At 40.8% G+C, this 24,116-nt stretch carries 15 protein-coding genes; 4 read left to right on the top strand and 11 right to left on the bottom strand.

What is annotated here, in order from left to right; genetic code table 11:
- Positions 1 to 139: 139 nt before the first annotated feature.
- The 3 genes from AC1MCB_RS03650 to AC1MCB_RS03640 all read right to left on the bottom strand — a co-directional run bounded on the left by AC1MCB_RS03650 (position 140) and on the right by AC1MCB_RS03640 (position 3,487).
- On the bottom strand, positions 140 to 1,249 hold the full coding sequence (locus tag AC1MCB_RS03650; RefSeq protein ID WP_479968782.1) for a S8 family serine peptidase: 1,110 nt from the start codon (positions 1,247 to 1,249) through the stop codon (positions 140 to 142).
- Between the two features lie 942 nt (positions 1,250 to 2,191).
- Entirely contained in the window at positions 2,192 to 3,322 is a 1,131-nt protein-coding gene (locus AC1MCB_RS03645; RefSeq protein WP_479967391.1) for a multinuclear nonheme iron-dependent oxidase, read from the bottom strand.
- 18 nt (positions 3,323 to 3,340) lie between these two features.
- Positions 3,341 to 3,487 (bottom strand): chryseobasin-related MNIO class RiPP peptide, encoded by a 147-nt coding sequence (locus AC1MCB_RS03640; protein ID WP_479967390.1) that lies wholly within the window; start codon positions 3,485 to 3,487, stop codon positions 3,341 to 3,343.
- An 858-nt stretch (positions 3,488 to 4,345) separates the two neighbouring features.
- Here AC1MCB_RS03640 and AC1MCB_RS03635 point away from each other — a divergent pair.
- Together AC1MCB_RS03635 and AC1MCB_RS03630 are read left to right on the top strand one after the other, a co-directional pair.
- Complete coding sequence (locus AC1MCB_RS03635; protein ID WP_479967389.1) at positions 4,346 to 6,721, top strand: ABC transporter permease; 2,376 nt, start codon at positions 4,346 to 4,348, stop codon at positions 6,719 to 6,721.
- A gap of 142 nt (positions 6,722 to 6,863) precedes the next feature.
- Positions 6,864 to 9,275, top strand: coding sequence for an ABC transporter permease (locus AC1MCB_RS03630; protein ID WP_479967388.1), 2,412 nt, complete (start codon positions 6,864 to 6,866; stop codon positions 9,273 to 9,275).
- Positions 9,276 to 9,553: 278 nt separating this feature from the next.
- Here the strand turns inward: AC1MCB_RS03630 and AC1MCB_RS03625 are convergent, their stop codons facing one another.
- A complete protein-coding gene (locus AC1MCB_RS03625) occupies positions 9,554 to 9,730 on the bottom strand; it encodes a hypothetical protein (RefSeq protein ID WP_479967387.1) in 177 nt (58 codons plus the stop codon).
- A gap of 1,088 nt (positions 9,731 to 10,818) precedes the next feature.
- Here AC1MCB_RS03625 and AC1MCB_RS03620 point away from each other — a divergent pair.
- Positions 10,819 to 10,998, top strand: a complete 180-nt coding sequence (locus tag AC1MCB_RS03620; protein ID WP_479967386.1) for a hypothetical protein — start codon at positions 10,819 to 10,821, stop codon at positions 10,996 to 10,998.
- Positions 10,999 to 11,618: 620 nt separating this feature from the next.
- A complete protein-coding gene (locus AC1MCB_RS03615; protein WP_479967385.1) occupies positions 11,619 to 12,443 on the top strand; it encodes an alpha/beta hydrolase in 825 nt (274 codons plus the stop codon).
- 524 nt (positions 12,444 to 12,967) lie between these two features.
- Here AC1MCB_RS03615 and AC1MCB_RS03610 read toward each other — a convergent pair.
- The 7 genes from AC1MCB_RS03610 to AC1MCB_RS03580 form a co-directional block, all read right to left on the bottom strand.
- The gene (locus AC1MCB_RS03610) at positions 12,968 to 13,417 is read right to left on the bottom strand and encodes a hypothetical protein (RefSeq protein WP_479967384.1); all 450 of its coding nucleotides are present in this window, start codon (positions 13,415 to 13,417) and stop codon (positions 12,968 to 12,970) included.
- A 354-nt stretch (positions 13,418 to 13,771) separates the two neighbouring features.
- The gene (locus AC1MCB_RS03605) at positions 13,772 to 16,195 is read right to left on the bottom strand and encodes an alpha-L-rhamnosidase-related protein (RefSeq protein ID WP_479967383.1); all 2,424 of its coding nucleotides are present in this window, start codon (positions 16,193 to 16,195) and stop codon (positions 13,772 to 13,774) included.
- A gap of 244 nt (positions 16,196 to 16,439) precedes the next feature.
- Positions 16,440 to 16,730: a hypothetical protein gene (locus tag AC1MCB_RS03600; RefSeq protein ID WP_479967382.1), complete on the bottom strand. Its 291-nt coding sequence runs from the start codon at positions 16,728 to 16,730 to the stop codon at positions 16,440 to 16,442.
- Positions 16,731 to 16,849: 119 nt separating this feature from the next.
- Positions 16,850 to 18,436 (bottom strand): RagB/SusD family nutrient uptake outer membrane protein, encoded by a 1,587-nt coding sequence (locus AC1MCB_RS03595; RefSeq protein WP_479967381.1) that lies wholly within the window; start codon positions 18,434 to 18,436, stop codon positions 16,850 to 16,852.
- Between the two features lie 20 nt (positions 18,437 to 18,456).
- Entirely contained in the window at positions 18,457 to 21,930 is a 3,474-nt protein-coding gene (locus tag AC1MCB_RS03590; protein ID WP_479967380.1) for a SusC/RagA family TonB-linked outer membrane protein, read from the bottom strand.
- A 290-nt stretch (positions 21,931 to 22,220) separates the two neighbouring features.
- Complete coding sequence (locus AC1MCB_RS03585; protein WP_479967379.1) at positions 22,221 to 23,318, bottom strand: FecR family protein; 1,098 nt, start codon at positions 23,316 to 23,318, stop codon at positions 22,221 to 22,223.
- A gap of 105 nt (positions 23,319 to 23,423) precedes the next feature.
- Positions 23,424 to 23,987: an RNA polymerase sigma-70 factor gene (locus AC1MCB_RS03580; protein ID WP_479967378.1), complete on the bottom strand. Its 564-nt coding sequence runs from the start codon at positions 23,985 to 23,987 to the stop codon at positions 23,424 to 23,426.
- Positions 23,988 to 24,116 lie beyond the last annotated feature (129 nt).

Raw genomic sequence — 24,116 nt, 5'->3', positions numbered from 1 at the left:
AAAAAAACTGAAACGATGTCCAGGTTTTATGTTCTTTTTTTAAAGTGCATTACTAAAGCAAATGTATAGCAGGGCACTTATTGCTATCTAACGTATTGAACATCGATAATTGCTGCTTGGTTCCAACCGGCTATCCATCCTAAGTCACTTGAATCGGAATACTTATTAGTACTGGCGTGTATATATCGATACCATTATCAGGGCTATCAATGGTAGCCACCAAACTGTAACGTATTGAGTAATCATACCTTTTCAGGTTTTTACGGTTCTTCCACCAGCCTCCGACAGAATAAACAGCTATTTTAGTCCTGGTAGCTAAATCTGCCGCAGTGGATAGCCATATATCTTTATGAATTGAACCTTTATCCCTGATTTGGGCGCCGAGGATCCAACGCTCTTTACCCTCTGCAGCATACCCTTCGTCTCTTGACTCTCTGCTAATCCGGGCGGCAAAGGCTTCATCGCTCTCATACGTGTCAATCATTTTGAAACGTAAACCGTGCGAACGATAACTTGCGGCCATTTCGTATTGCTTATTGCCCGGGTTGGGTTCAATAAAATAGGAAAGTGTCACCTTTAATTGCACTTGAGTAGCCAACATTTCCTGAAGTGCCTCAACCGGCCAGGACAATTCAAGAATATGGAATTCATCTGTTTTAATACGACCATCCGCCAATTTGTAAGGTTTTATCGACCTTTGAATGATCAGGGAAAGGGAATTGCTTGCACTGTATCTCGCTTTTTGAAAGTTTGGAACTCCATATCCAACCGAAGCAATTAACCTTAATTTTTGTTCGGGGGTTAGTTCATTAATACTGTGGCCGCCTAACATAGCCGGTGTCCAGTCGGCAGAATGGATAATTAATGCCCTTATTGTTTCCGGCCAGTAATCAGGATAATAGTAATACAATTCTGCTGCGAATTTACTCGCTAATGCGGTTGAAGCGCTGGTATCGCCAAAGGCTGTTAACCAAGGTCTTCCCAGTCCACCTTTTCCTGTCGATAAAAGCTGTAAGGAATCCGGATCAATCAAAGAACCGTTTTGTATACCGTGATTGCCGCCTTCCATAACAATATCGGGCTTTCTTGGCCATTCTTGAAACCATGGCAAAGAGGTGGTGTTGCATGAAGCCATTTCGCCATGCTGAGATAACAACAGCGAACCAGGAAATTGATGTAGATCTATCTGATCTTTTAGCGTGTAAGATCCAACAGTTATTGCATTAAAGGCCTGAGCAGGGTTCTCTATATATCCGCTTAATTTGCCAGTAAAGAGAATTCATGGCCTAGAAAAGGGTGAACGGTAGGAATTATTGAGGGAACGGTAAAAGATGTCTGGAACTGTGATTGAAATGATTCGATAAAGGGCTATGATTTATAGCGGTCGGTCATCGCGGTTTTGTACCAGCAATATCTCTCGCTGAGGAACCTGCGGTAGTTTTCACTTCGGTTTTTGTCTGGAACGCTAATATACTATGGGAGGCAACTAAAATCCCGATCCAGAGCATTAAGAAAGGAACTAATGAAATGCTAAAAAGCGTAAATAAAAATATTTTACATATCAGATATATTAAAGGCGATATTATTATATAAAAACCAAAATATGATTTGCCAATTAAGAAGTAGCTCCTGATTATTCCAATTTGGGCAATGATACTCACCAACCATATTATCCGGTAAGTTGGATGTTGCAGCATAAAATTTGATATTACACTATACTCGACTTGCGCAATAAAAATCCATTCGTGGTCAAATGGTGCCGCGCTAAAAAATGTTAGAGCGATTAGCACTAACACAAAAATCTTTACCATTTCGCAATCTGATTTCCGTCTCATTTCCTGTTTCTATTACGATTGCTAATTGCAACCCCCTCTTTGAGCGTCAGAGATGCTAAAATTCGAAGGTAGACATACACTTTACGACCGGTGGCAAGCGGAAGCAAGACAGTCGTCGGTGAGACCTGCTGTTCTCGATTTAACACAGGATTATTCATTTAAAAGGTACTTAAGTCATTCAGCTAAAACTGTTTGTTCACTGAGTCAGTTTCTGTATAAACAGAACAACACCTGTAACCAACAGAACAAGTCCGAGAAGAAATGCAATTCCATTTAGCCAATGAGCGGTTGTGAAACCCCAGGCAGTTAAAAACCACCCGGAGAAAACAGATGCACAAATAAGGAATACTTGAGTATTACAGCGAAGGAGCTTTCCACTTTTTAGCGATTTTGATTGCCGTTTCCAGCATATGCGGCTTCCATTCTTCAATTTTCCATTCTGAATTTGCGAGAGTTGATGCAGCCAGTTGTTGGGCGGCATCCAGGTAGGATATAGCGGAATTCAATATTGTTGAGAGCTGCAGTTGCTGTATATAAAGCTGCTCATCTTCTAAAACGACCCCGGGATGTTTAGGATTTAAAGGTAAAAATGAATTTGTATTGAAAGGCAGGCGCTTTCTGTTTTCTTTCTTTACGATAGATTCCATTTTCCGGAAATCCTGATAATAGTCTATTTTGTTATTGTTGCTCTTTAACCCTGTTCCCAGTTGCTCCAACACTACGTATTTCAGGTTGGGACACTTCTCGATCGCCAGTTTTAGGAGATCAAAGACTTCCTTGGGTACGGCGCTATCATGTGTGTCTCTTCTTACTTTTCGGTTGCTTACTATTGAATCATCCCAGCTGCCCCCTGAAATGTGAATTTCTCTCACCCGGTCAAGAGGGTAAAGGCTGATTATCGTATCAAAGTCAACCGAGAAATTATGCAGCTGGCAATAAAGATTGTGCAAGTCGAGGATAATGAACCCATTTACAGGTTCGACCAGGCGTTCCAAAAACTCGCCATGATGCTTAACCTCATCGAGTGTGTACGAAAAAGCCAGGTTTTCAAGTCCAACCGGGCAACCGCAAGCGTCATATATACGTGTCAGGCGATCACGGCCTATAGCCAGACTAGTTTTAGAATACGGGACGGTTAGGGGGGCGCCATGATGAAAGTTCTTTCCAGTCATAAAACCGAAATGTTCAGTAACATGGTCAAAATGATATTTCGCGGATAGTGCCGTCAGTTCATTGAGCCATTGCTGTTGTTCGCTTGTCCATCTGCCGGAAAATAAAGAGAAGAAAACGCCGTGCCCCACAAGTCGTCCTTCTGCACTATAAGCAGATAGAAGATCTGTGAACCATTCCGGAACTTCATCAACCTGGTAAAGCGTGTCAAACGACCATTCAATTCCTCCCACACGCGATTCGCTTAATAGAGGCAAAGCTGCCGTAAGGATATCGGCATCCAGGTTGCAGGCTATTGAGGGGATAATTTCCGGCATTTTAATAAATCCAGTTAATTAACCCATACCACAAGCCGGGCAGGAACCCATCTTCTTTTCTTTAACCGCCTTTTCCTTTTCGGCAAGGCTTTCCTTTTTACAACCGGCTACCTGTGTGGCAAGGCCAATTACCAGCGCGCCAATTAATAATTTTGATAGTTTCATACTTCAGATTGATAATTTACAGTGTACTCTTAAATCAGAGATCATTTGATCACTTATACATCATTACGTACCAAATGTAGATAATGCGACAAGTAGAAGTTCTTTTTTCGGAATTAAAATAGTGTCCCTCATTGACTGCCGTTTAAAAGCCAGCGGAACTTCGGAATTGCCCACATAATTGCTACTAGCCGGCCTGTCTCCTGAAGAGAGCCATTTCTTCTTTCTGCTTTGATTTTTTTTCAGAATTAAAATGTGGAATGTTGTGCGTTATTAATATGCCCGCTCCTGCTTCCCGTCGCCAACATGGTTTTCAGTTTCCCGGTTTCATTTCCGAATTTATAGGACGGTAAGTAGCACTTCATTCGTTTGCGGTCAAGTAATAGGCATTGTTAATAAATAAGCAGGAAAAAAAGGTGAACGGTAGGAATTATTGAGGGAACGGTAGGGAAGTTCTTGCAGGTCAGCATATCCATAAAGGCATTTTATCAATATTTTTTTTGGAAAATGATTTTTTCCCGTCACCATATTAGTAGGTGATCAGATCATTTGTGGCATACCAAGCTGTAACACTACCGTGCACCGGGTGTTCGAAAGCGGGCAGTTTACTTTAGGCTCATTGATTAATTTATTAATGTACAGTCACTTACATTATTGGCCCCAGATTTAATATGTGATAACTATAATCGCTAAACCGATAAGCTGTAAGCTATTAGAGATCAGCGATTAAAAGCAAAAAGCATATTATTATTTAACAATATATAAAACTGATTGCCTTCAACTGGCTGAAAGCTGATCACTGATTGCTAATCAACAAAACCCGGCTGAAAGCCCATTGCTGACAGCTCAAAGCCTAACATTATGCTAAAAAATTACATCAAAATCGCCTTTAGGAGTTTATATAAAAATAAATTCTATGCCGCAATCAACATCAGTGGTTTGGCAGTTGGCCTGGCAACAGGAATTATGTTGCTGCTGTGGGTGCAAAATGAGTTAAGCTATGATAAGTTTAATAAAGATTATAAGAACATTTACCAGGTTAGTTCGCATTTCAGATCCAATGGCGAGAATTTGACCTGGACCGGTGTGCCTGGCCCTTTGGCAGTGTTTGCAAAATCTATCCCGCAGGTGCAATCTGTTGTTAGAATACAAAAGGAATTCGACCAGATACTTTCAGATAAGAATAAGAACAAAATCTTCGACGGAAATATAACAGCTTATGTGGATAGCGGCTTCTTATCTATGTTCAGCTTTCAGCTATTAAAAGGGAATAGAGCCACTGCCCTTCCAAATAACAATTCGGTAATGATTACCCAATCAACAGGACAAAAACTCTTTGGTAAAGAAGATGCGATGGGAAAAACGATCAGCTTTCAAGGAAACTTGTTTACGGTAACCGCTGTGTTACAAAATTTTCCTGAAAACTCCTCCATCCGTTATGATGCGATGTTTCCAATGGGCTTTTATGCGCAGCAATTTACCGTTAATGGTGGAAACGGAGACTGGAAAACCATTGATGCGGATGTGGGCAATTATTCTTTCACTACTTATGTGAAATTACGACCCAATGCAAACCCGGTACAAACCGAAAAAGCATTTTCTGCGGCATATAAAAAAGCACGTAACGGTGATAGTGAAACCTCGTTTCAATTACAAAATCTGGCCGATATTCATTTAACAAGCGCCGATGGGAATGATGCGGCGCGTAGAATGGTTCAGATTTTTATGCTGGTAGTTATTTTGTTATTGACAATTGCCAGCATTAATTATGTGAATCTTTCCACAGCACGTTCGTTAATACGGGCAAAAGAAGTCAGTATCCGCAAAATTGTGGGTGCACAAAAACGCCAGTTATTCTTTCAGTTCACTACAGAAACTATCGTGTTATTTTGTTTTGCAGCTGTACTAGCCGTTGTTTTAATCATGCTGCTGATGCCGCTTTACAACAATGTTTCGGGTAAAACATTGTCCTTTAGCCTGGCAGATACACAGGTCTGGAAAGCATCAGGGATGGCCGTTTTGGGTACATTGATCGCTTCCAGCATTTATCCCGCTATCCTTTTGTCCTCGTTTAAGCCTATAGAATCTTTAAAAGGAAAAGCTACTCCAGGTCTTGGTAGTGCCTCGTTTAGAAAGGGGTTAGTAATTTTTCAGTTCGCTATTTCTGTGATACTGCTGGTTTGTACTATTGTTATGAGCAACCAGATGGACTTTATAAAAAATAAAGATTTGGGCTACGATAAAAGTTACGTGTTTTCTGTTCCGTTAACGCAGGAAGTGGTGGACCATATAGATGCTGTAAAAACGGAGTTAAATAGCCAACCAGGTATTTTGAACGTTGCTGCAAGCAGTATCTATAATTTTTCAAATCATAGCTCGTCAACCGGCGATATCACCTGGCAGGGAAAACCAGAAAATACCAATATGATGATCACACCGGCATCTATAGATAAAGAATTCATCCCAACCATGAAAATGCAGTTTGCTGAAGGGGGAAACTTTACAGGAACACCGGCAGATAGTTCGAACTTCATCCTGAATGAAACCGCAGTGAAACAAATGGGGCTTAAGCCTCCTTACGTGGGAAAAGAAATAAGCTTATGGAACAGGAAAGGAACAATTACAGGTGTGCTAAAAGATTTTCATTTCCAAAATTTAAAAGAAAAAATATCGCCCTTAATATTTTTCTCAACCTGGAGCAGGAACATACTTTATGTACGCACAACCGCCAACAATACACAGGATGCCATAGCTGCTGTTGAAAAGCAGTATAAAAAGTATGCAGGTAACAGCCCTTTCAGTTATAATTTTTTAGATAAAAATTTTGAACAGCAATACGAATCTGATCACCGTGCAGGTACCCTCTTTAATGTTTTTGCAGGTATTGCCATCTTCATTTCCTGCTTAGGATTATTTGGACTGGCCACTTACACCGCACAGGTAAAAACGAAAGAAATAGGCATAAGAAAAACATTAGGCGCAAGCGTTGGCAGCATTGTAAAACTGATCAGTAGAGACTTTTTAAAACTGGTAATCATTGCCATAATCATCGCAGTACCCATTGCCTGGTATGCAATAAATAAATGGTTGCAGAATTTTGAATACCGAACAAATATAAGTTACGAGGTTTTCGTCATCGCCGGGTTAATGGCTCTAATGATAGCTTTTTTAACCGTTAGCTACCAGGCAATAAAGGCAGCAATGGCGAATCCGGTTAAAAGTTTAAGAAGTGAATGATAGTGCAGATATGCAAATGCGTAGATGAAGAAAAATGAAATATTAAAGGCAGATTGCGTATTGCCTCTTACAATTGAATAATGCACATTACCAAGTGCTCATTGCTAATACATAAACATCCCAAAAGCTAAAATTCACCCTTATGCTAAAAACTTACTTCAAAGTCGCGATCAGAAGTTTATTAAGAAATAGGGTTTCTTCAATAATCAATGTTTTAGGATTGGCCGCCGGGATGACAGCCTTCCTGCTGATCATACATTATGTGCGATTTGAAAAAAGCTATGAAAACTTTATTCCCAATGCGGACAACCTGTACCGGGTAACCCTCGATCTGTATAACGGTTCTGAATACGTAATAACGGATTGCGAAACCCATCCTCCACTCGGGCCTGCTATTAAATCAACTATGCCTGACGTAAAAGAGTATGTGCGCATTCAGCGCATAGAACAGATCAGGGAAGTAAGTTACCTGAATGAGCGTTTCGCGGAAGAAAAAATATATGCCGTTGATCCGAGTATTTTTAAAGTCTGGCAGCTGCAACTGATCAAGGGAAATTTAAGCACTGCTTTAAATGCTCCTCTGCAAGTGGTAATTACCGAAAGCATGGAAAAGAAATATTTCGGAACCGCAAACAGCATAGGCAAAACCCTGAAAGTAATGCCCTATAAAGAAAGCTTAGAAGTAGTTGGCGTAATAAAAGATATTCCATCAAATACCCACCTTAAAATGGATTTTTTGATTTCTATTAGTTCGTTACAAAGATGGGGATGGGACCTAAACAGCTGGAACGGTAATAACAATTATACCTACCTACAGTTAGATCCCTCAGTTAACTTGCAAAAGTTTAATACCAGGTTAAAAGCTTTTTCTAAAAAACAGCTTAACGAGAAAATCCTGGTTGCAGAACCGGTAAAAACCATTCACTTATACTCTAACAAAACATTTGAGCCCGAAATAAATGGCAGTGCGCAAACCGTCAATTTCTTATTGTTAATTTCTGTCCTGATCCTACTGATTGTCAGCATCAACTATATTAATTTAACTACTGCTAAATCTATCGAAAGGGCTAAAGAAACAGCTATACGGAAAATTGTTGGTTCGTCCCGGGGATCAATCATCGCCCAATCTATTGTTGAATTTTTGCTGATCAATGCAATTGCCACCCTGTTAGCGCTCTTCCTGATCCAGGTTACTACACCATTCTACCTCGAAATCATCGGCGAAAACATCCCTATGAATTTGCTTGAATCTTTTTCATTCTGGCAAAGCCTCCTGATGTTATTTTTCTTTAATGTGATCCTCTCCGGTTTTTATCCTGCCATTGTTCTATCGGCCACTAAACCAATTGCTGTTACGCAAAGAAGCTTTACGGGTTCGGTTAAAGGACATTTACTCAGAAAAGGATTGGTTGTCGGTCAGTTTGCAGCCACATTTATTCTGATAGCAGGGGCAATCATCGTTAACAAGCAGGTTAACTACATGAAAAACCAAGACCTGGGAATGAAAACTGAAGACATTTTGGTGATTAAAGCACCGGCGATAGCAAAACAGGATTCTCTTGAACTTGCTAAAATTCATGTATTCAAAAACAGACTATTACAAGACCCCAACATAAAAAGAATAAGTATTGTGGAGTCCTTGCCGGGTGTGAGCCTTCACGAATTAAATACCATAAGTGGTGTTGTACAATATGGCAGAGAAAGTAATTCTGGATACAATTATTACTTATATGGGATTGACTCGGCCTTTATTCCCTTGATGAACATAGAAATGGCAGCAGGAAATAACTTCTCGGCTGGCTTGGCCCGCAACCCGGATGTGATAAGTGAAGTGATCATAAACGAGGAAGCTGCGAGGATGCTTGAGTTTAAAACCGCGAAAGATGCTGTCGGTAAAAAGATAAATTTATGGGGAAACCAACCTATGGTGGTTGGTGTGGTTAAAAACTATCATCAGCAATCCCTAAAAGAAAAACACCTTCCAATGATCCATTGGTATCAAAAAAACGCAAAGGGCTATATAGCCGTAAAAGTTAAAATTGCCGACCTGCAAAAGACCATGGCTGAAGTTAAACAAGCCTGGAACATCACATTGCCAGGACATAATTTTGATTATTTTTTCCTGGATGAAATGTTCAATCAGCAATATAAGACCGATTTGCAATTTGGAAAAACGACGGCTATTTTTTCAGGCATTGCAATTTTCCTGGCCTGTTTGGGCTTGTTGGGCTTAATCTCGTATGCAATACTTAAAAGAACAAAAGAGATCGGCGTCCGGAAAGTTTTGGGTGCATCAGTTGGAGGCATCCTTTTTCTACTGTCTAAAGAATATGTCAAACTAATTACTGTTGCTATCATTATTGCCTGCCCTGTTGCTTATTACGGAATGTACAGCTGGCTACAGAATTATGAATACCGTATCAGCCTCAATCAGAATTGGTGGATATTTCTATTAGCAGGATTGACTGCTTTATTTATCGCATTAATCACCATTAGTTTCCAGGCAATAAAAGCAGCAACAGCAAATCCGGTGAAGAGTTTACGAAGTGAGTGATAGCATCAGCACGCCTAATATCTAATACCTACCAGTGGTGCCATGCTTCAAACTTTTGTAAAACTCGCCTCCAGAAATTTATTGAAGAATAAAACCTTCTCCCTAATAAATGTCGAAGGATTAGCGATCGGGGTCTGCTGCTCTTTTAACAGCCCGATATGTAAGCGGTGAGTTAAGTTATGACCGGCATCACGAAGAAGCAGACCGGATATACCAGGTTGATTCTGATATGAGTATGGGCGGTACGGATCTGACACTGGCAGTAACCAGGTACTTCGTTAGTTTTTGCAATCACGGTCTTCGTCCCGCATTTTTTCGTCTGCGATTCTGTAGGTTACTTTATCTAGTTTGTATGTAGTCTTCAAGGCGGACTGTGCACTTGCAGTGTTAATCGTGACCATCAAAGCGATAAACACGATGAACACAATGAACAGGATAGTATTTTTAGTTTTCATATGATTTGGTTCTATAAGTTAGTGGGTATCTAAACCTTTCAACATTATCGCTGATTACCTGGTCTGAGTTGTCTAATTTCTCGTCGAAAATCAATCCTGCTGTAGGTCTGCAGGCTTTCTCTCTAAAATGGGAATCCAGGTCATGACTGAATTTCAAATAGCTAAGGGTGCATAAACGCCTGATAATCTAAAGCCTTTGAAACTAAGCAATCAAACCTTTAATTAAAATTTATAAGCAGAAAAAAGGGTGAACGGTAGGAATTATTGAGGGAACGGTAGAAGAATGTGCAAATGAGTAGATATGCAGATGTGCAGATTGAGAGAAAGGTGAATTAATGTGCAAATATTCGGATGAGAAAATTCACAAACGAAGGAAAGTGCTTAATCTTTGCTAAAAACATTAGCATGCCTTACCTTTGATCCATGGCAGTTATCCGGATTCGGTATCAGGGAAATTATACCAGAAAGGTAACACGAAGTTATAACGGCTGGTATATAATGAACAGTAAGGGTAGAGAATACTAGTTCTGAAGGGATGGAAACGGTTGGAGACTAATCCATGGCACCATATTGCCAAACAAGTTTATGACCCAAATAGCCGAGCAGCTTGAAATATTGGAAGGCCGATAATGAGTAAAAAGTGCCCCACACCTTTAAAAATTTCTAATCGCTGAGCACAAATTTTTGACCATATGAGCCTCAGAACAGCCCTTTTTAAATATTTCGGCTTTGGTACAGATATCGTTTAGGTCTGAAAAGGATTCTCACTTAGTATCCGAAAATCCTGAAAAATTATTTCAGTCTAGATTATAAGAAAATGTACATATCAATAGAGCACGAAAAATGCAAGTATCAGTTTTATGCAGAATTAGATCGTCTGAGCATTGAAAGGGGTGAAAAAGATTTTAACTATAGAAACTATGTATATTTTGATTATCGTCAGTTACCGGTTATTTCTGGCGAGCACGATTTCATAGAGGAGGTTTATCAGAGAATCTTTTTTGGCCCTAAAGAACCACAATTGCAACAAACGCAATTGAGATTGGTATCTTGATTACTGAACGTAAAAAGCAATCAGAATTGTTGAGTTGCTGATTGCTTATGGTCAAAGAGAAAACGAAAACACACTTTCCAGCGGACCGGTCAACGGTGCATTAAATCTGGATTCGCCGGTTATTGCAACAGCTCTTCAGTTGATGAAGATTCAGAAGCTAAAACGGGTGAAGCCAGATCGAAAAAATCTCGGCTTTGAACATTCTGCTGCGTAATGAGTGCCCGATATATCAGAAATATCTCGCGATTTCCATATTAAAGGCTGTCTGATATCGTCAAAGCCGGCTGGACATCTAGTAAATATATAACACAAGAAGGCGACCGGAGGAGTGTTGACAGCAGGATGATCAGCGAAGCCCATATCCCATATCGTCCTACTATTACAATAATAGGCTGACCTTAGTATCAGGCTTTCAAAAACTGGTTCATAGTTCAGATAGAATAAGTCCTGCAGCTGCACATACACCTATTAAGTGTTATGTTGTCTAACGCAAGAACCGGAGCAACAACGCTTATTAAATGATAAGCTTGAAATCCTCCTGAGTGGGTTTTTCTTTCCACATGAATCGATAATATGGAACAATAAGTCCTATTGATCTATATTTGGTTAATCTATTGTGCTGCTGGTGAAACGCGGCGTTTCAAATCTAAATAACTTTAAAATATTAAGCATCCCGCTCTGTCCTACCCCGGCTGTTAAAGTTTACCTCGTTTCGTGTTCTTCATTTTTGTACTTTACTTATTACTATATTGAAAAGAAGACATGACAGGTCAGGGCGCTGATTGAAATTGAATTTCTAATTTCGTGTAATTACACTTATTATCTAACTGATTTATGAAAAGAATTATACTAGTTATTTTATGGTTAGGCGTCTTACTTCCCGCTCTGGCGCAGGAGGAATATGTGATTGAAAAAGACATCCGTTATTATGCAGATGCAAATCAAAAAAATGATCCTTATGTGTCTTCCCAATGTGTTCTGGACATCTATTATCCAAAGCATATCAAAAATTTTGCAACTATAGTTTGGTTCCATGGAGGCGGCCTAACTTCCGGATCTAAAGAAATACCCCAGGCATTAAGGAATAAAGGATATGCGGTGATCGGCGTTAATTACAGGCATTCCCCTCAGGCAAAGGCGCCTGCATATATAGAAGATGCAGCAGCAGCGGTTGCCTGGGCTTTTAATAAAATCAATGATTATGGTGGCAACAATAAACTGATATTTATTTCTGGTCACTCCGCCGGAGCCTACTTATCTATGATGGTTACTTTAGACAAAAGACTGCTCAATAAACACCATATAGATGCAAACCGAATTGCCGGAGCGATACCATTTAGCGGTCATACCATTACCCATTTTACGGTTAGGGCAGAGAGAGGGATCCTGGGTACACAAGCCATAATAGATGAATATGCTCCGCTATACTTTGCAAGAGGAGATTCTCCTCCTATACTTTTAATTACCGGTGATGCAGAACTGGAACTTTTGGGTCGGTTTGAAGAAAATGCCTACTTGTTCAGGATGATGAAGTTAAACGGACAAAAAAATATCGGATTGATACAATTACAGGGCTACGACCATGGTGGAATGGCAGATCCTGCTTTCCCGCTTTTATTAAAAGAGATAGCAAAGATAAAAGGTGAAATTAGTCTATAGACAATCAGTCAGATTATAGACTAATTTCTGGTCACCGCTATCCGGGGATGTGCATTCAATTTAATTTTCATACAGAATTTGATCCCCCGGGGGCAGACTTGTTCTTAATAATTTAATACCAGTCAATTGGTATTACGCGGTTCTAACTAGCTGCATTTCTAAATCAGGCGGACTTCTGCACTCTTGCTTCTTAACAGTATATAGAGTTAGCCATTAAATAATGCTGTTTCATCTGTACTGATTCACTGGTAACCCTGGGCAAAAAATACAATTTTCTGATGCAGGAATTTTTTTTCAATAGCCATGATCGTAATCTTTATAAAAGTTATTCATCTTTAACCATAATGTCGGATCAAGTCTTAGTTTCTACAAATAAAAAAACTGCTTCGTTACCGCTCTCTGGCAGGTGACAACCTTTGGCATGATCTTAAACACTTCATCTCCGGGTCGAATTGCTTTCGTTTATATAGTTATATATTGGTCTTTACCGGCAATGAAGCTTGCATGTGCTTTTAAGTTTTTGTTCATTTCGATTTGTGCGCTACAGCGAATGGTATTTTCATTTTATTCTCCAGCTCATATTGCTCATGCTGTGCGGCATCGTGATCAGCAAGGAAAAGTTTCAAAATCCCTCTCATTTTATCAGGGTTATTATCACAATAGAGACTTTGCTTGCAGGAATTATTCGGGGAGTTCCCGGAATCGTAGCGATCATCCTCATCTTCGCGCCTCCGGCCTGATACCATATCTGAATTTTTAGTACTTTCATCATTGACCGACCTGGAGACAGTATCCGGATACCTCTTGATTAATTTGCTGTCCTCTGCCAGCTTTAACGTTTCTTCAAGTTTGATAGATATCCTTTTACTTTCTTCCTGCACGGCCCGCAGGTCCGGGCTTCGCTTTTCTAAGTGTTTACCCTGTTGACTACTGAAAATCCGAAAAATGCTTTGTAAGTGATTTGTTGCTTTCATTTTAATTCGCTTAGTTAAAAAATAAGTTCCTGTTAATTTTAAATCAGGAGAAGGATGGCAAGTTTCAATAATAGGTAACTAACCTAAACCCTTTATGGCCCTCGCCACCTTCAACCTAACTTTAGTCAAACTGATAAAAATGAGTCGTTGGCAATTGGTAACATCTACTATTTTATTAGTTCATTCTTCATTGAGCGAAAAGGCCTTTTGCAATCGTTTTAAATATCTATTGTATAAAAGGCACTTCCTTTTTCCGGGTGATATATATACTGCAATCTTCCTCGTTTTATTATCATAGCACTGGTTCAGGATCCATATAGCGCCCTCCCTTCACAATTTATTTAGAAAACTGGTTTATTGTATATTAATTTTTTGTCGTCCTCCTGTTAATTTAAGCTCCCTATTATTCCAGACGAATCTTCCGTTCAGATTTTCCGGAAGTATGATCTCTCCTTCTATGCCTGCATTCTTTTTTTGTTTCAGATTCACCTGTATCATTCCATCCGGATGAGGCATACGTCCGCTAATCTCTTTTAGCTCACCCAATGCAGGCTTAATCAAAATTTTCTTAAATCCGGGTGCATCAGGCATAATGCCACAGATGGTTGCTAAAAAATCATAATTGGGGCTGGCACTCCACGCATGACAATCAGAACGGGCAGGCTCGGGCTTTTCTGCAAACGTGGTTAAACCCAAATCCAGCATATTCCGCCATGGGGTTAATTCTGAATAATACAGATCAGCTATACCTGTTTTTTTCAATGCCTGAGTGAGGTAAAACCGGTAATAGAAGGTGACCTGTCCAAGAGTTTTATCCGTGATGATTTTTTGCATCACGTCTTTAATTTCCGGTTCAGGAATAGCGCCGCTTAAAATAGACAGGATACCGGCATGCTGACTAAACTTTTTCTTCTCCGGAGTATTTGCCATCTTTCCTTTAACTTTATCAAAACAACGCAGGTAAGTATTCCTGACCAGTGTTTCAGCAAGTTTTCTATAATGTGCTGCTTCCTCTCGCTTGTTAAAATATTCGAATATATCGGCCGCCTGTTGCAAAGTATATGCATATTGCAGAGTAATAACCGAGGAATTTCCATCTGTGGCACCATCCGGAACTCCGTCTCCCCCAAAGGCATCAGTATAATCTACAAAACTCCACCACTTCATTGGCCCAAGCATTTTTTTATCATTATCGATCTGCTTTTCATACCAATTCAGTATCCCGGTTATAGCCGTCAGGAATTGTGCTGTAAACGCATCGTCTTTCCGGTGCATCCAATAATCGTAGACCATAGATATCCAGTTCAGGGAATATGGAGGAATCACCTGTAAACGGTTACTCGGGTATCGTCCTTGTGTGAGGCCTTCGGGCACCCTGGAATTATAAAGGTCCAGAATAGCTTTACGCATTAACCTGTCATCTCCGGCAACATATAAGGATATTAAGGACTGAATACGGGTATCACCAGGATATTGTAATTGCTCATAATACGGACAATCAAAGTAGCTTTCTCCGGCACACAAACGTGCTGTGCGCCAGCTTACGTCCCAAATATTCTGCAGAGACTGATCATTACTGGCGAAACTTGCCAGCGGTTCAAAAGGATATCCGGTATACATACCATACATGTCTTCCACGATCAAGGGCTGGTCTTTTGTCGTGATATCCAATTGAATATATCGGTATGTACGGAACCAAAGCGGACGAAACAGTCTGTTTGCACCGCCGTCGGGTTGAAAAATATCGTAGTTCCCAACTATCTCCTTTCCTTCTATGTCGTTCCGGTTCCCTTTCTCTCTGTCTTTAAATAAAGCTTCAGCATATGTCATTTTGATGAATGAACCCTTACCTCCGCTTATCAACAATTCCGGATATGCAACCGTATTGTAAGTTTGATCCAACAAGATACTTACCGTTTTATTGGCTGGAATAGTTAGAGGCTGCTTCCCTTTCAAAAATTCACCGGATACTTGCTGACCAGCAGATCGCCGAACGGTTGAAATACGCTGCAACCTTTCTTCCATCAACGGAATGTTGCGTGGTACTAATGTCCATAAATTGTCTGAACCATAACCCACAGGAACCGGAGTGCTTATCTGTTTTGCCGGCTTCCATGCACGATCATTATAAGCATGCTGTTCCCATCCCCATGGATATATTGCTGCATTTACCTGATCACCCGGCCCAATAACCATATACGAGTTCAGACGGGCACCATTATCTGTTGAACATGGGCTGTACGCTTTATTTTCGTAAACTTTCCATTCCTCACTAGTATTTACTACTTTCTCGTTGTCTGTATCGCCCTGCAATACAAAGCCTGTTTGATTGGATATTTGGGCCACCGCGGCGTATACTCCCATATTCCAGACCATAGCAGCAACTATATTGTCTCCTGCTTTTAAATAAGGGGATATATCCACTGTTTCAAAATACCAGTTATACAGATCTCCCCGGGCAGGTCCGTTGCAAACCGCTTTTCCGTTAACAAAAAGCCTGTAACGGTTATCTGCTGAAACATGTACAATGAACTTTTCTGGTCTGTTTGGCAGATTAAATTTTTTCCGAAAATGATAAATTCCATAATCACGCTGAGGGCCATCAGAAGATGTGATCCAGGATGCAGACCAGTGGGCATTTAAAAGAGCAGGATTAACCGGTATCTGCTGTGCAGACAACAAACCGGCAGACAAAAAGAGCAGGCAAAACATCCCTCTTCTTAGAAAAACAGAAGGAGAATAAAGGCCTTTACAATGTTTAAATTTTCTTATATCCATTCTGTAGATCTTTTTGGCGTCTGCTTTTGAAAACTTTCTAAGTTAATTCTGCCAGCACTTGTCGGCATTTTGAATATAAATGGCTTCTTAAATATAGCCTTAGCGTATATTGATCACCTTACCGAAAAAAAGACAGCACAAATTTTTTATAAGCCGCTTTAGTATTACTTGCTAAGAGTGTTCTTCTTAAAAGGTTAAGTAGAATTCAGATGCATTTCATTGCCAGGGCATTAGTTATTTACAATTATGAGATATCGTTAATGTAGATGGATAAACGAGAGGGGATATTTGTTTGGGGTCTTGAGGTGACAGCATAGTGCCAAAGGCCGTTTAAGTTTTGCCAATTATCATTCCGCACAAACTGAGGACGAGGATATTCGGGCAGTGGTTTCTGAAAGTCTACCTGCTCAGCCCATGTTGTCATTATTTTACCCTGAACGGGCTTCCATTGATTAGTCTGCGCAAGTGAAGTTAACTGCAGCAGGCAAAAAAGGAGGATTGAGGGTATCAGACAGTACATGTTGTATTTTTTCATACTACTTTGATCTTGTAACGCGCATGATCTGTTGTTGAACTGAAGATTGGAACGGCAATAAATTAGCCTTCCATTAGTAATAAGAGTAACCTGCCGCGAGCAGGTTACTCTTAAGTTTTTTACCAGCCTGTGTTCTGAACTAAACTTGGATTTGCATCTATCTGCGATTGCGGTATAGGATACAACTCCAGCTTTGCGCTGTATGGATTCAAACCGTTGTTCTCGATCTGAGAGGGATTCATCGCTGCTATTTCGGCCTGCAAAGTACCCCATCGCCTTATGTCAAAAATCGTATGCATTTCACCGGTTAATTCCAGCTTTCTTTCCTTTCTGATTTTTTGCCTGAGATCATCCTGGTCTGTCAATGTATATGCCGTCGCTTTGGCCCTGGCTCTTACCCTGTTTACCAATAGAAGCGCGTCCGCAGTTTTTCCGGTTTCATTCAATGCTTCAGCGAGACAAAGCAGGACATCAGAATAACGTAGTTCAATTAAATCGTCGCTTGCGGCCCAGGGAACTGCACCCGCAGGGCGAAGTATGCGATCCATTTTACCTAAACCCAAACCACTTGTATTGGCTCCACCAAATTTCATTTTCGTATTCTTATTATTCCATTGCCTGGCAACTGCATCATAAACGATACTATCTCCTGTTCCTACATGTTTGTAGCGATCCGGAACAGTAAAGTCTCTGCGAATATCTGTATTCCCATATAATTGGAAAAACTGGTAGGTTAAACCAAAATTAGGTTGAGAACCGTCTGCTAAACCATCTGGCTGAAAAAAGAAAGAGAGTAAATTGGCGTTTGGACTGTAAGAACTAAAAAAGTACCCAAAGGATAAAAGGATTTCTTTGTTGCGTTTACTGGAAGTTGAAAAGACAGATTTAAAATCATCCAGTAGTGCAAGGTTATAGGTTGCCTCAGCCGTGGGACCAACCTCAGTAAGCTTATCAACAGCCTTCTGAAAATATTCCGGTTTGCTTAATGGCTTCCCTGCCATGGTGAGATAAACTTTTCCAAGCATACCTTTGACTGCAGCTTTCGACACCCTTCCGAGGTTTTCCCCTGTCCATGTATCCGGCAAATTTTGCTCTGCGTACAGCATGTCCTCGATAATGAAGCTATATGTTTCTTCAACGGAGGCCTTTGGCCCAAAGATCTGATCGCTTTGCGACAACGATGTAATTTCCTCTTTCATAAGCGGGACTCCCCCGAAACTTCTTACGAGATTGAAATAGGCATAAGCTCTAAGAAATTTCGCTTCCGCGATATAAACGTTGGCTTTTGTTGCGTCAGAAAAAGCTTTATTAGCATTCACAATTACCGAGTTCGCCCTGGCTATTGTAAGATAATACCTTTTCCATACAGTTGCCCCGCCGCCGTCTGTAGGAGTTTGTGCAAACCTGTAATATGGATCCTGAAACGCAGCACCAGCTTGTCCGGGCGCCGAATAGCGGTTACCTGCCTCACCCAGAACAAAACGGTAATAAATATCAAATATATTATCGTATGGCGCGGATGATACTAAAAAAGTTTGTGTCCAGCTCGCGTAAACACCAAAAGTCGCTTTCTTCACGCCGTCTTCAGTCGTATAAACATTATCCGGAGAAAGCGTCGAAACTGGTTCTTCGATAAGATTCTTTTTGCACGATGTAATCCCGAATGCAAGAATGAATATGGTGAGTATAAATATTTTATTTCGCATGATAGTTTTTTCTTCGTTAATTAAAAATTGCAGGATAGCCCGATTGTATATGAACGCTGTGCCGGATAAGCCCCATAGTCAATACCCTGATATAAAAGTGATTGACTAAAGTTACTTACTTCAGGATCGAAGCCCTTGTACTTGGTTACAGTAAATATATTTGTGCCAATCAGGGATAATCTGGGATTTTTAATCCCCTTAAAATTTGGAAGCGCATAACCAAACGTTAATGATTTCAATTTGAAATAACTGCCATTCTCAATCATGGAAGAAGTAATGTCTCCTGTGCCAAGTCCTTTCGATACGCCTGGATAGTTAATATCGTTATGAGGGCTGGCTGTTGTCCATCGCTTACTGTACCAATCTTCTGTATTATTAAAAACGGTACCTCCATAATTAACCAACCCATTATTCAGGTAAAACCTGGTGAGGTTCAGAATATCATTACCTACAGAACCGATAAAAAACATATTAAGGCTAAGATTCTTATAAGAGATGTCGTTCATCCATCCATAAGTAAAGTCAGGGGACGATTTTCCGAGTACTTGCCTGTCGCTTGCGGAAATCCCATTATTTTTGTCCAGATCCTCATACTTCCATACACCAGGAATCTGGTTTGACGGTGCACCTGGATAAGGGTAATTCGGAACTCCCGCTGTAAAATCGGTTACTTGTGTTAACCCAATCAGTTTATATCCATAAAACCGCCCAACTTCTTCGCCCGGAGTTAAAATACCCGATACGCCACCCAACAAGTTTCCACTTATGGCAACATAATCTGATGTGGTCTTGTCACCAAGATCAACCAATACATTTTTATTCCTGGTTACATTTAAACGGGTAGTGAATTTGAAATCTTTTTGCCTGATAACTTCAGATTGGACACTAATTTCAATACCCTGATTACGCATGGTTCCATAATTGTCGGTAATTATACTGTAACCCGACTGGGACGGAAGTGCCCTTGGTTGAAGTAGTCCGACAGTAAGCTTTCTATACCAATCAAAACTAAAAGTCAATCTATTTTTTATAGCACTAAAATCAAGACCGGCATTGAATTGCTTTGTACGTTCCCAGGTAAGATTGTTGTTGCCGAGCGTGAAAGGATAAACGGCCGTTACGATAGAATTGTTACTCCCAATCTGGTAAAAGGCATTATCGAACTGTGACAAGGAAGAGTACGGTGCAATAGCCTGGCTCCCTGTTTCCCCATACGACAGGCGGAGCTTTGAATCGGATATAAAATCAACAGCATCCATAAAATCCTCCTGATCAATGTTCCAACCCAGAGACACAGCCGGAAATACACCGTACTTTTTATTGGCAGCGAATGGAGAAGCACCATCTGTACGAACGGAGGCATTGACGATATATTTGTCATTGAATGAATAATTTGCGCGAGCGAATCCTGATTGGATCTTCCGGTCTTCTCTGTAAGAACTCGTTTGTTGAACAAGAGCGCTTCCAATATTACTGATTCCAAAGGATGGGATATTATAATTACTGGTGGTAGCGCCAAGCATTTCAAGCGTCTGCGTATTATATTCAATACCAAGAGTGGCGTTCAGTCTATGGTTTGTTTTTATTATTTTGTCATATAAGAAATAACCATTTACATTATAGCTATAGGTGTTTGCCATTGCATTATTCCCCTTACCATTCTGAAAAAAGCCACCGTTGCCGGTTACTGGCAAGTAGATCTGCCTGCGAGTCAAATTTTGCACTGATCCAAGATTGGCAACCAGTTGCAATCCATTCGCTATCTGAAACACATTTTCAAGATTGATAATGGTATAATCATTTTTGGAAACGTCTGTCTTGTTGAGCAATTCGATGTATGGGTTATTAAAATGACCGCCTGGAGATTCGCCCCCGGGAATAGCCGCTGCGTTGGTTCCTAGATAATTCAAATCAGCTGTTGGGGGCGACTTTAGCAGATCCATCAACCCGGCTCCATCAGGCCAGCCACCTGTTGTCGTAATAGCCCGGTTCGATTTTTGACGTACAAGAGATAGCTGCGCCTTTACAGTATACCAGCTAGTGAGTTCATTGTTTAGATTAGCGCGAATACTTTGTTTTGAATTGTCTGAATTCAATAATGTGCCTTTGTCTTGTAAAATATTACCTGAAATATAGTAGGAGGTTTTGGGTCCCCCTCCGGATGCGCTTAACGAAAGATCCTGTCTGAAAGCAGGCCGTGTAGAAGAGCTAACCCAGTCCGTAGACGTTTTTAAAGTATCTATATTCCCAAATGGAGAGGGGTTGCCATTTAAAATATACGATTCATTGACTATTTGCGCATATTGTTGGCCATTCATCATTTTAAGAGGATTGATAATATGTCCAGTTGAAGTTTTATTTACAATGTCCAGTTTTGACTCGCCACGCTTACCTGCTTTGGTAGTGATGAGCACAACTCCGTTAGCTCCCCTGGATCCATAAATCGCAGTAGCCGAAGCATCTTTCAATACTTCCATACTTTCGATATCATTTGGATTGATACCATACAGCCCATTTTGGGAAAAAGAGCCGTAGAACCCGTTGGTAGCTTCCTTGTAAGGAGGCATCGGAAAACCATCGATCACATATAACGGGTCATTGTTCCCACTCAATGAGTTATTACCTCTTATTCGCACATTAGCAGAAGCGCCAGGCTCTCCTGACGAAGTGACAACTTGTACACCTGCTGCCCGACCCTGCAACGCCTGATCGACGGTATTGATAACAGCACCTTTAAGCTCGGTCGAGGTTACGCGTGCCGTAGCACTAGCTATATTGCGCTTGCTCTGTGTTCCATATCCAACCACCACTACTTCTTCAAGCTTAGCATCAGCGGCAACAAGTTTGATAATGAAATTATTGTTTCTACCAACAACAATTTCCTGTGTGGTAAACCCTAAATATGAAATGAAAAGAACTGCATTTTCATCTGGTACTGAAATACTGAAATAGCCGTTGGCATCCGTAATTGTGCCTTTTGTTTTCTCCGATTTCACCTGCACGCTGGCGCCGTCTACTGGTTCGTCTCTTTCATTGACCACCCGGCCTTTTACATCAATCGCAGCAACCCGATCCCTAATTCGCTCAAAAGGTCCTTTCTCTTTGTCCTTGGTCACCAGATCACTCTCCTCAATTACTAATCGCTTAATCACAAACGTTTTACCGTTTAGCGTGTAATCCAGTTTCTGTTCAGGCAAAATGTCTTTAAGAATGTTCTCAACCTCAGCATCTACATAATTTACCCGAATTGACCTGGTATCTTTTAATTGGCCCGACTTCCAGACCACATCGTAGCCCGTTTGATGTTTGATTTGCTCAAATACATCCTTTAATGTGGCTATGTCCTGACGCATAGTTAGTTTTTGACCAAAACCAGCTGCAGACACTTGAACAAGTGTAATTAATAAAAGGAATGCTGTAATGCGCAAAACTCTGATTACTTGAGAGAACCTGTTCTTTCGATACACGGACTCCTTGTGAATATAATTATTCATACATTTGTATTGTTTGGGTTAATAATTGGATTAATTGATGGACCACATTGTGTTAATTTTTTACCGATTCACTTCGGTAGGGGTTGACCTGAACATTACGCAATTCCGATTGCACTCGGAGTTGCGTTTTTGCTTTTGAGGTGCCCCCTCTTTTGTCCTATCTCTTTTGTCGTAGCTCTCTTTTCATAATTGTTTATTTTTTGGTTAGGTTATATAAATCCAGCGATTGTGTCAGAACCGCTTTGGTGGTTTCTTATTTTCTCGGGACGGGGCCGGCGGTCTCTCCAATTTCACGGAAAGACATATATGATTCTGTCTTTTATTTTAAAATGTATTTCGCCTGTCAGTTCCAGATTCTCCAGCACCTTGGATACCTCAGAAAATCTGGAGACAGATCCACCAAATGTTTCTTCAGGATTAACACCCTGATAAATCACCCCAACGTTATACCATCTGCAGATCTTCCTCATGATAGAGCCGATGCTCTCGTCGTCGAATACAAACTCTCCCTTTTGCCAGGCAACTTCAGCATCAATGTTCACCCGTGAAATCTTTATCACATGCCCCTGAAGTTTCGACTGCTGGCCGGGTTTGAGCATAAAAGCCTTTTCAACCCCATTAGATGCAGATACCGAAGCCAACCCTTCCACTAACGTGGTACGGACATTAGGTTCATCTGAATAGGCATTGATATTGAACTCTGTACCGACATCCTCAACCACCTGCCCTTTACTGAATACTTTAAATGGCTGTTTGTCTAAATGAGCTACCGCAAAATAGGCTTCGCCTTCTAACCATACCTGGCGTTCTTTACCAGTAAATTGGCTTGGGAATGTAATTTTTGAATCGGCATTGAGCCATACCTTGCTGCCATCGGGAAGTGTAAATTGATAGGTCCCTCCTTTCGGTGTGGCAGCTGTCATTTCTACGGCTTCAACCGCATCATCCGAAACCGCCGAACCGTCATTATATATTAAATTTGTACCGCGAATGGTTACCCCTGTTTTGCTATCGCTTAGTTCGATGGTTTTTCCGTTAGCCAGTGTCAGGGTTGCTGTGTTCTTCCCTGGCCTGATTTGATTGGCTGGGTAAAATTTCAAGAAATAAGCCCCAACCGTTATGACCGCTATCGCCGCCGCTAAGGTGGTCAGCTTTTTCCAAAGGGGAAGCATTTTACGCACTCCCTTATTCTGGCGCTCCCAAAACCTCTGGAGCGACGCAACTTCCATTGCCGGTATGTATGCATCCAGCTCTTTGTAACTGGAAGGATCTTTCTGGAAAGATTTGTTCAACGATTCACAAGCAGCGATGTACAGGGCCAACTCCTGATCTGTCACTGTTCCCGCTGTGACTTTTTCTGCCAGTAAAACCAGCTCTTCGCTACTCATTATTCTCTATCATTTAAGAGTAAGTACCTTAACTTTCGACAACGTTTACACCACTTGAAAATATTTTTTATTATTTTTCTTCTGTTGCCTTTCGGAGTGGCTTCTTTACATGAAAAAATACATCCAGAAGTGCATTTTAACCAAATTGGTTTTGAGTTTTGACAGCGCGCGGTTAATTTGCACCCTCACAGTTACTTCAGAAATCCCAAGCTTGGCTGCTATCTCCTTATTGCTCATGTACTCCTCTCTGCTCAGGCGGAATATTTCCGCACATTTTTCCGGAAGCTCGTGCACAAAACTCGAGATAATACATTTCAGGTCCTGAACCTCCAGGCTCTCCTGATTGAAACTAAACTGCTCCAGGCTCAAACTCTGCATATGTGTTTCACATACCTTTCCCTTTCTGATCAACTTGGCAGCCTGATATCGAACGGCAGTATATAAATAAGATTTGATGTTCTGGATTTCGTGTTGACTATGATGTTCCCAAAACCAGACAAATACATCCTGCAGCATATCGTCACAGGCTTCCCGGTCGCTAATTAGACTATAGGCGTAACGCAGCAAAATGGCGTAATGACGCCGGTGGACTTCATTAAAAGCCAAATGGTCTCCAGCGTTTAGGTGTCGAATAATTTCCTGGTCCGTAAGCTTAGTATAAACAGTCATTATCGATCTCTTTTATAATAAAAATTGACAGGGCTGAGGCATATCGATGATACCAAAGGATTCTCCAGAAATATAAATACTGATAGACCGAATAGTAGTGATCTCCCTCGATTTTTCATAAAGCCGGAA

Source organism: Daejeonella sp. AP26 (assembly GCF_056680515.1).
This window is presented reverse-complemented; position numbering and strand designations above follow the sequence as displayed.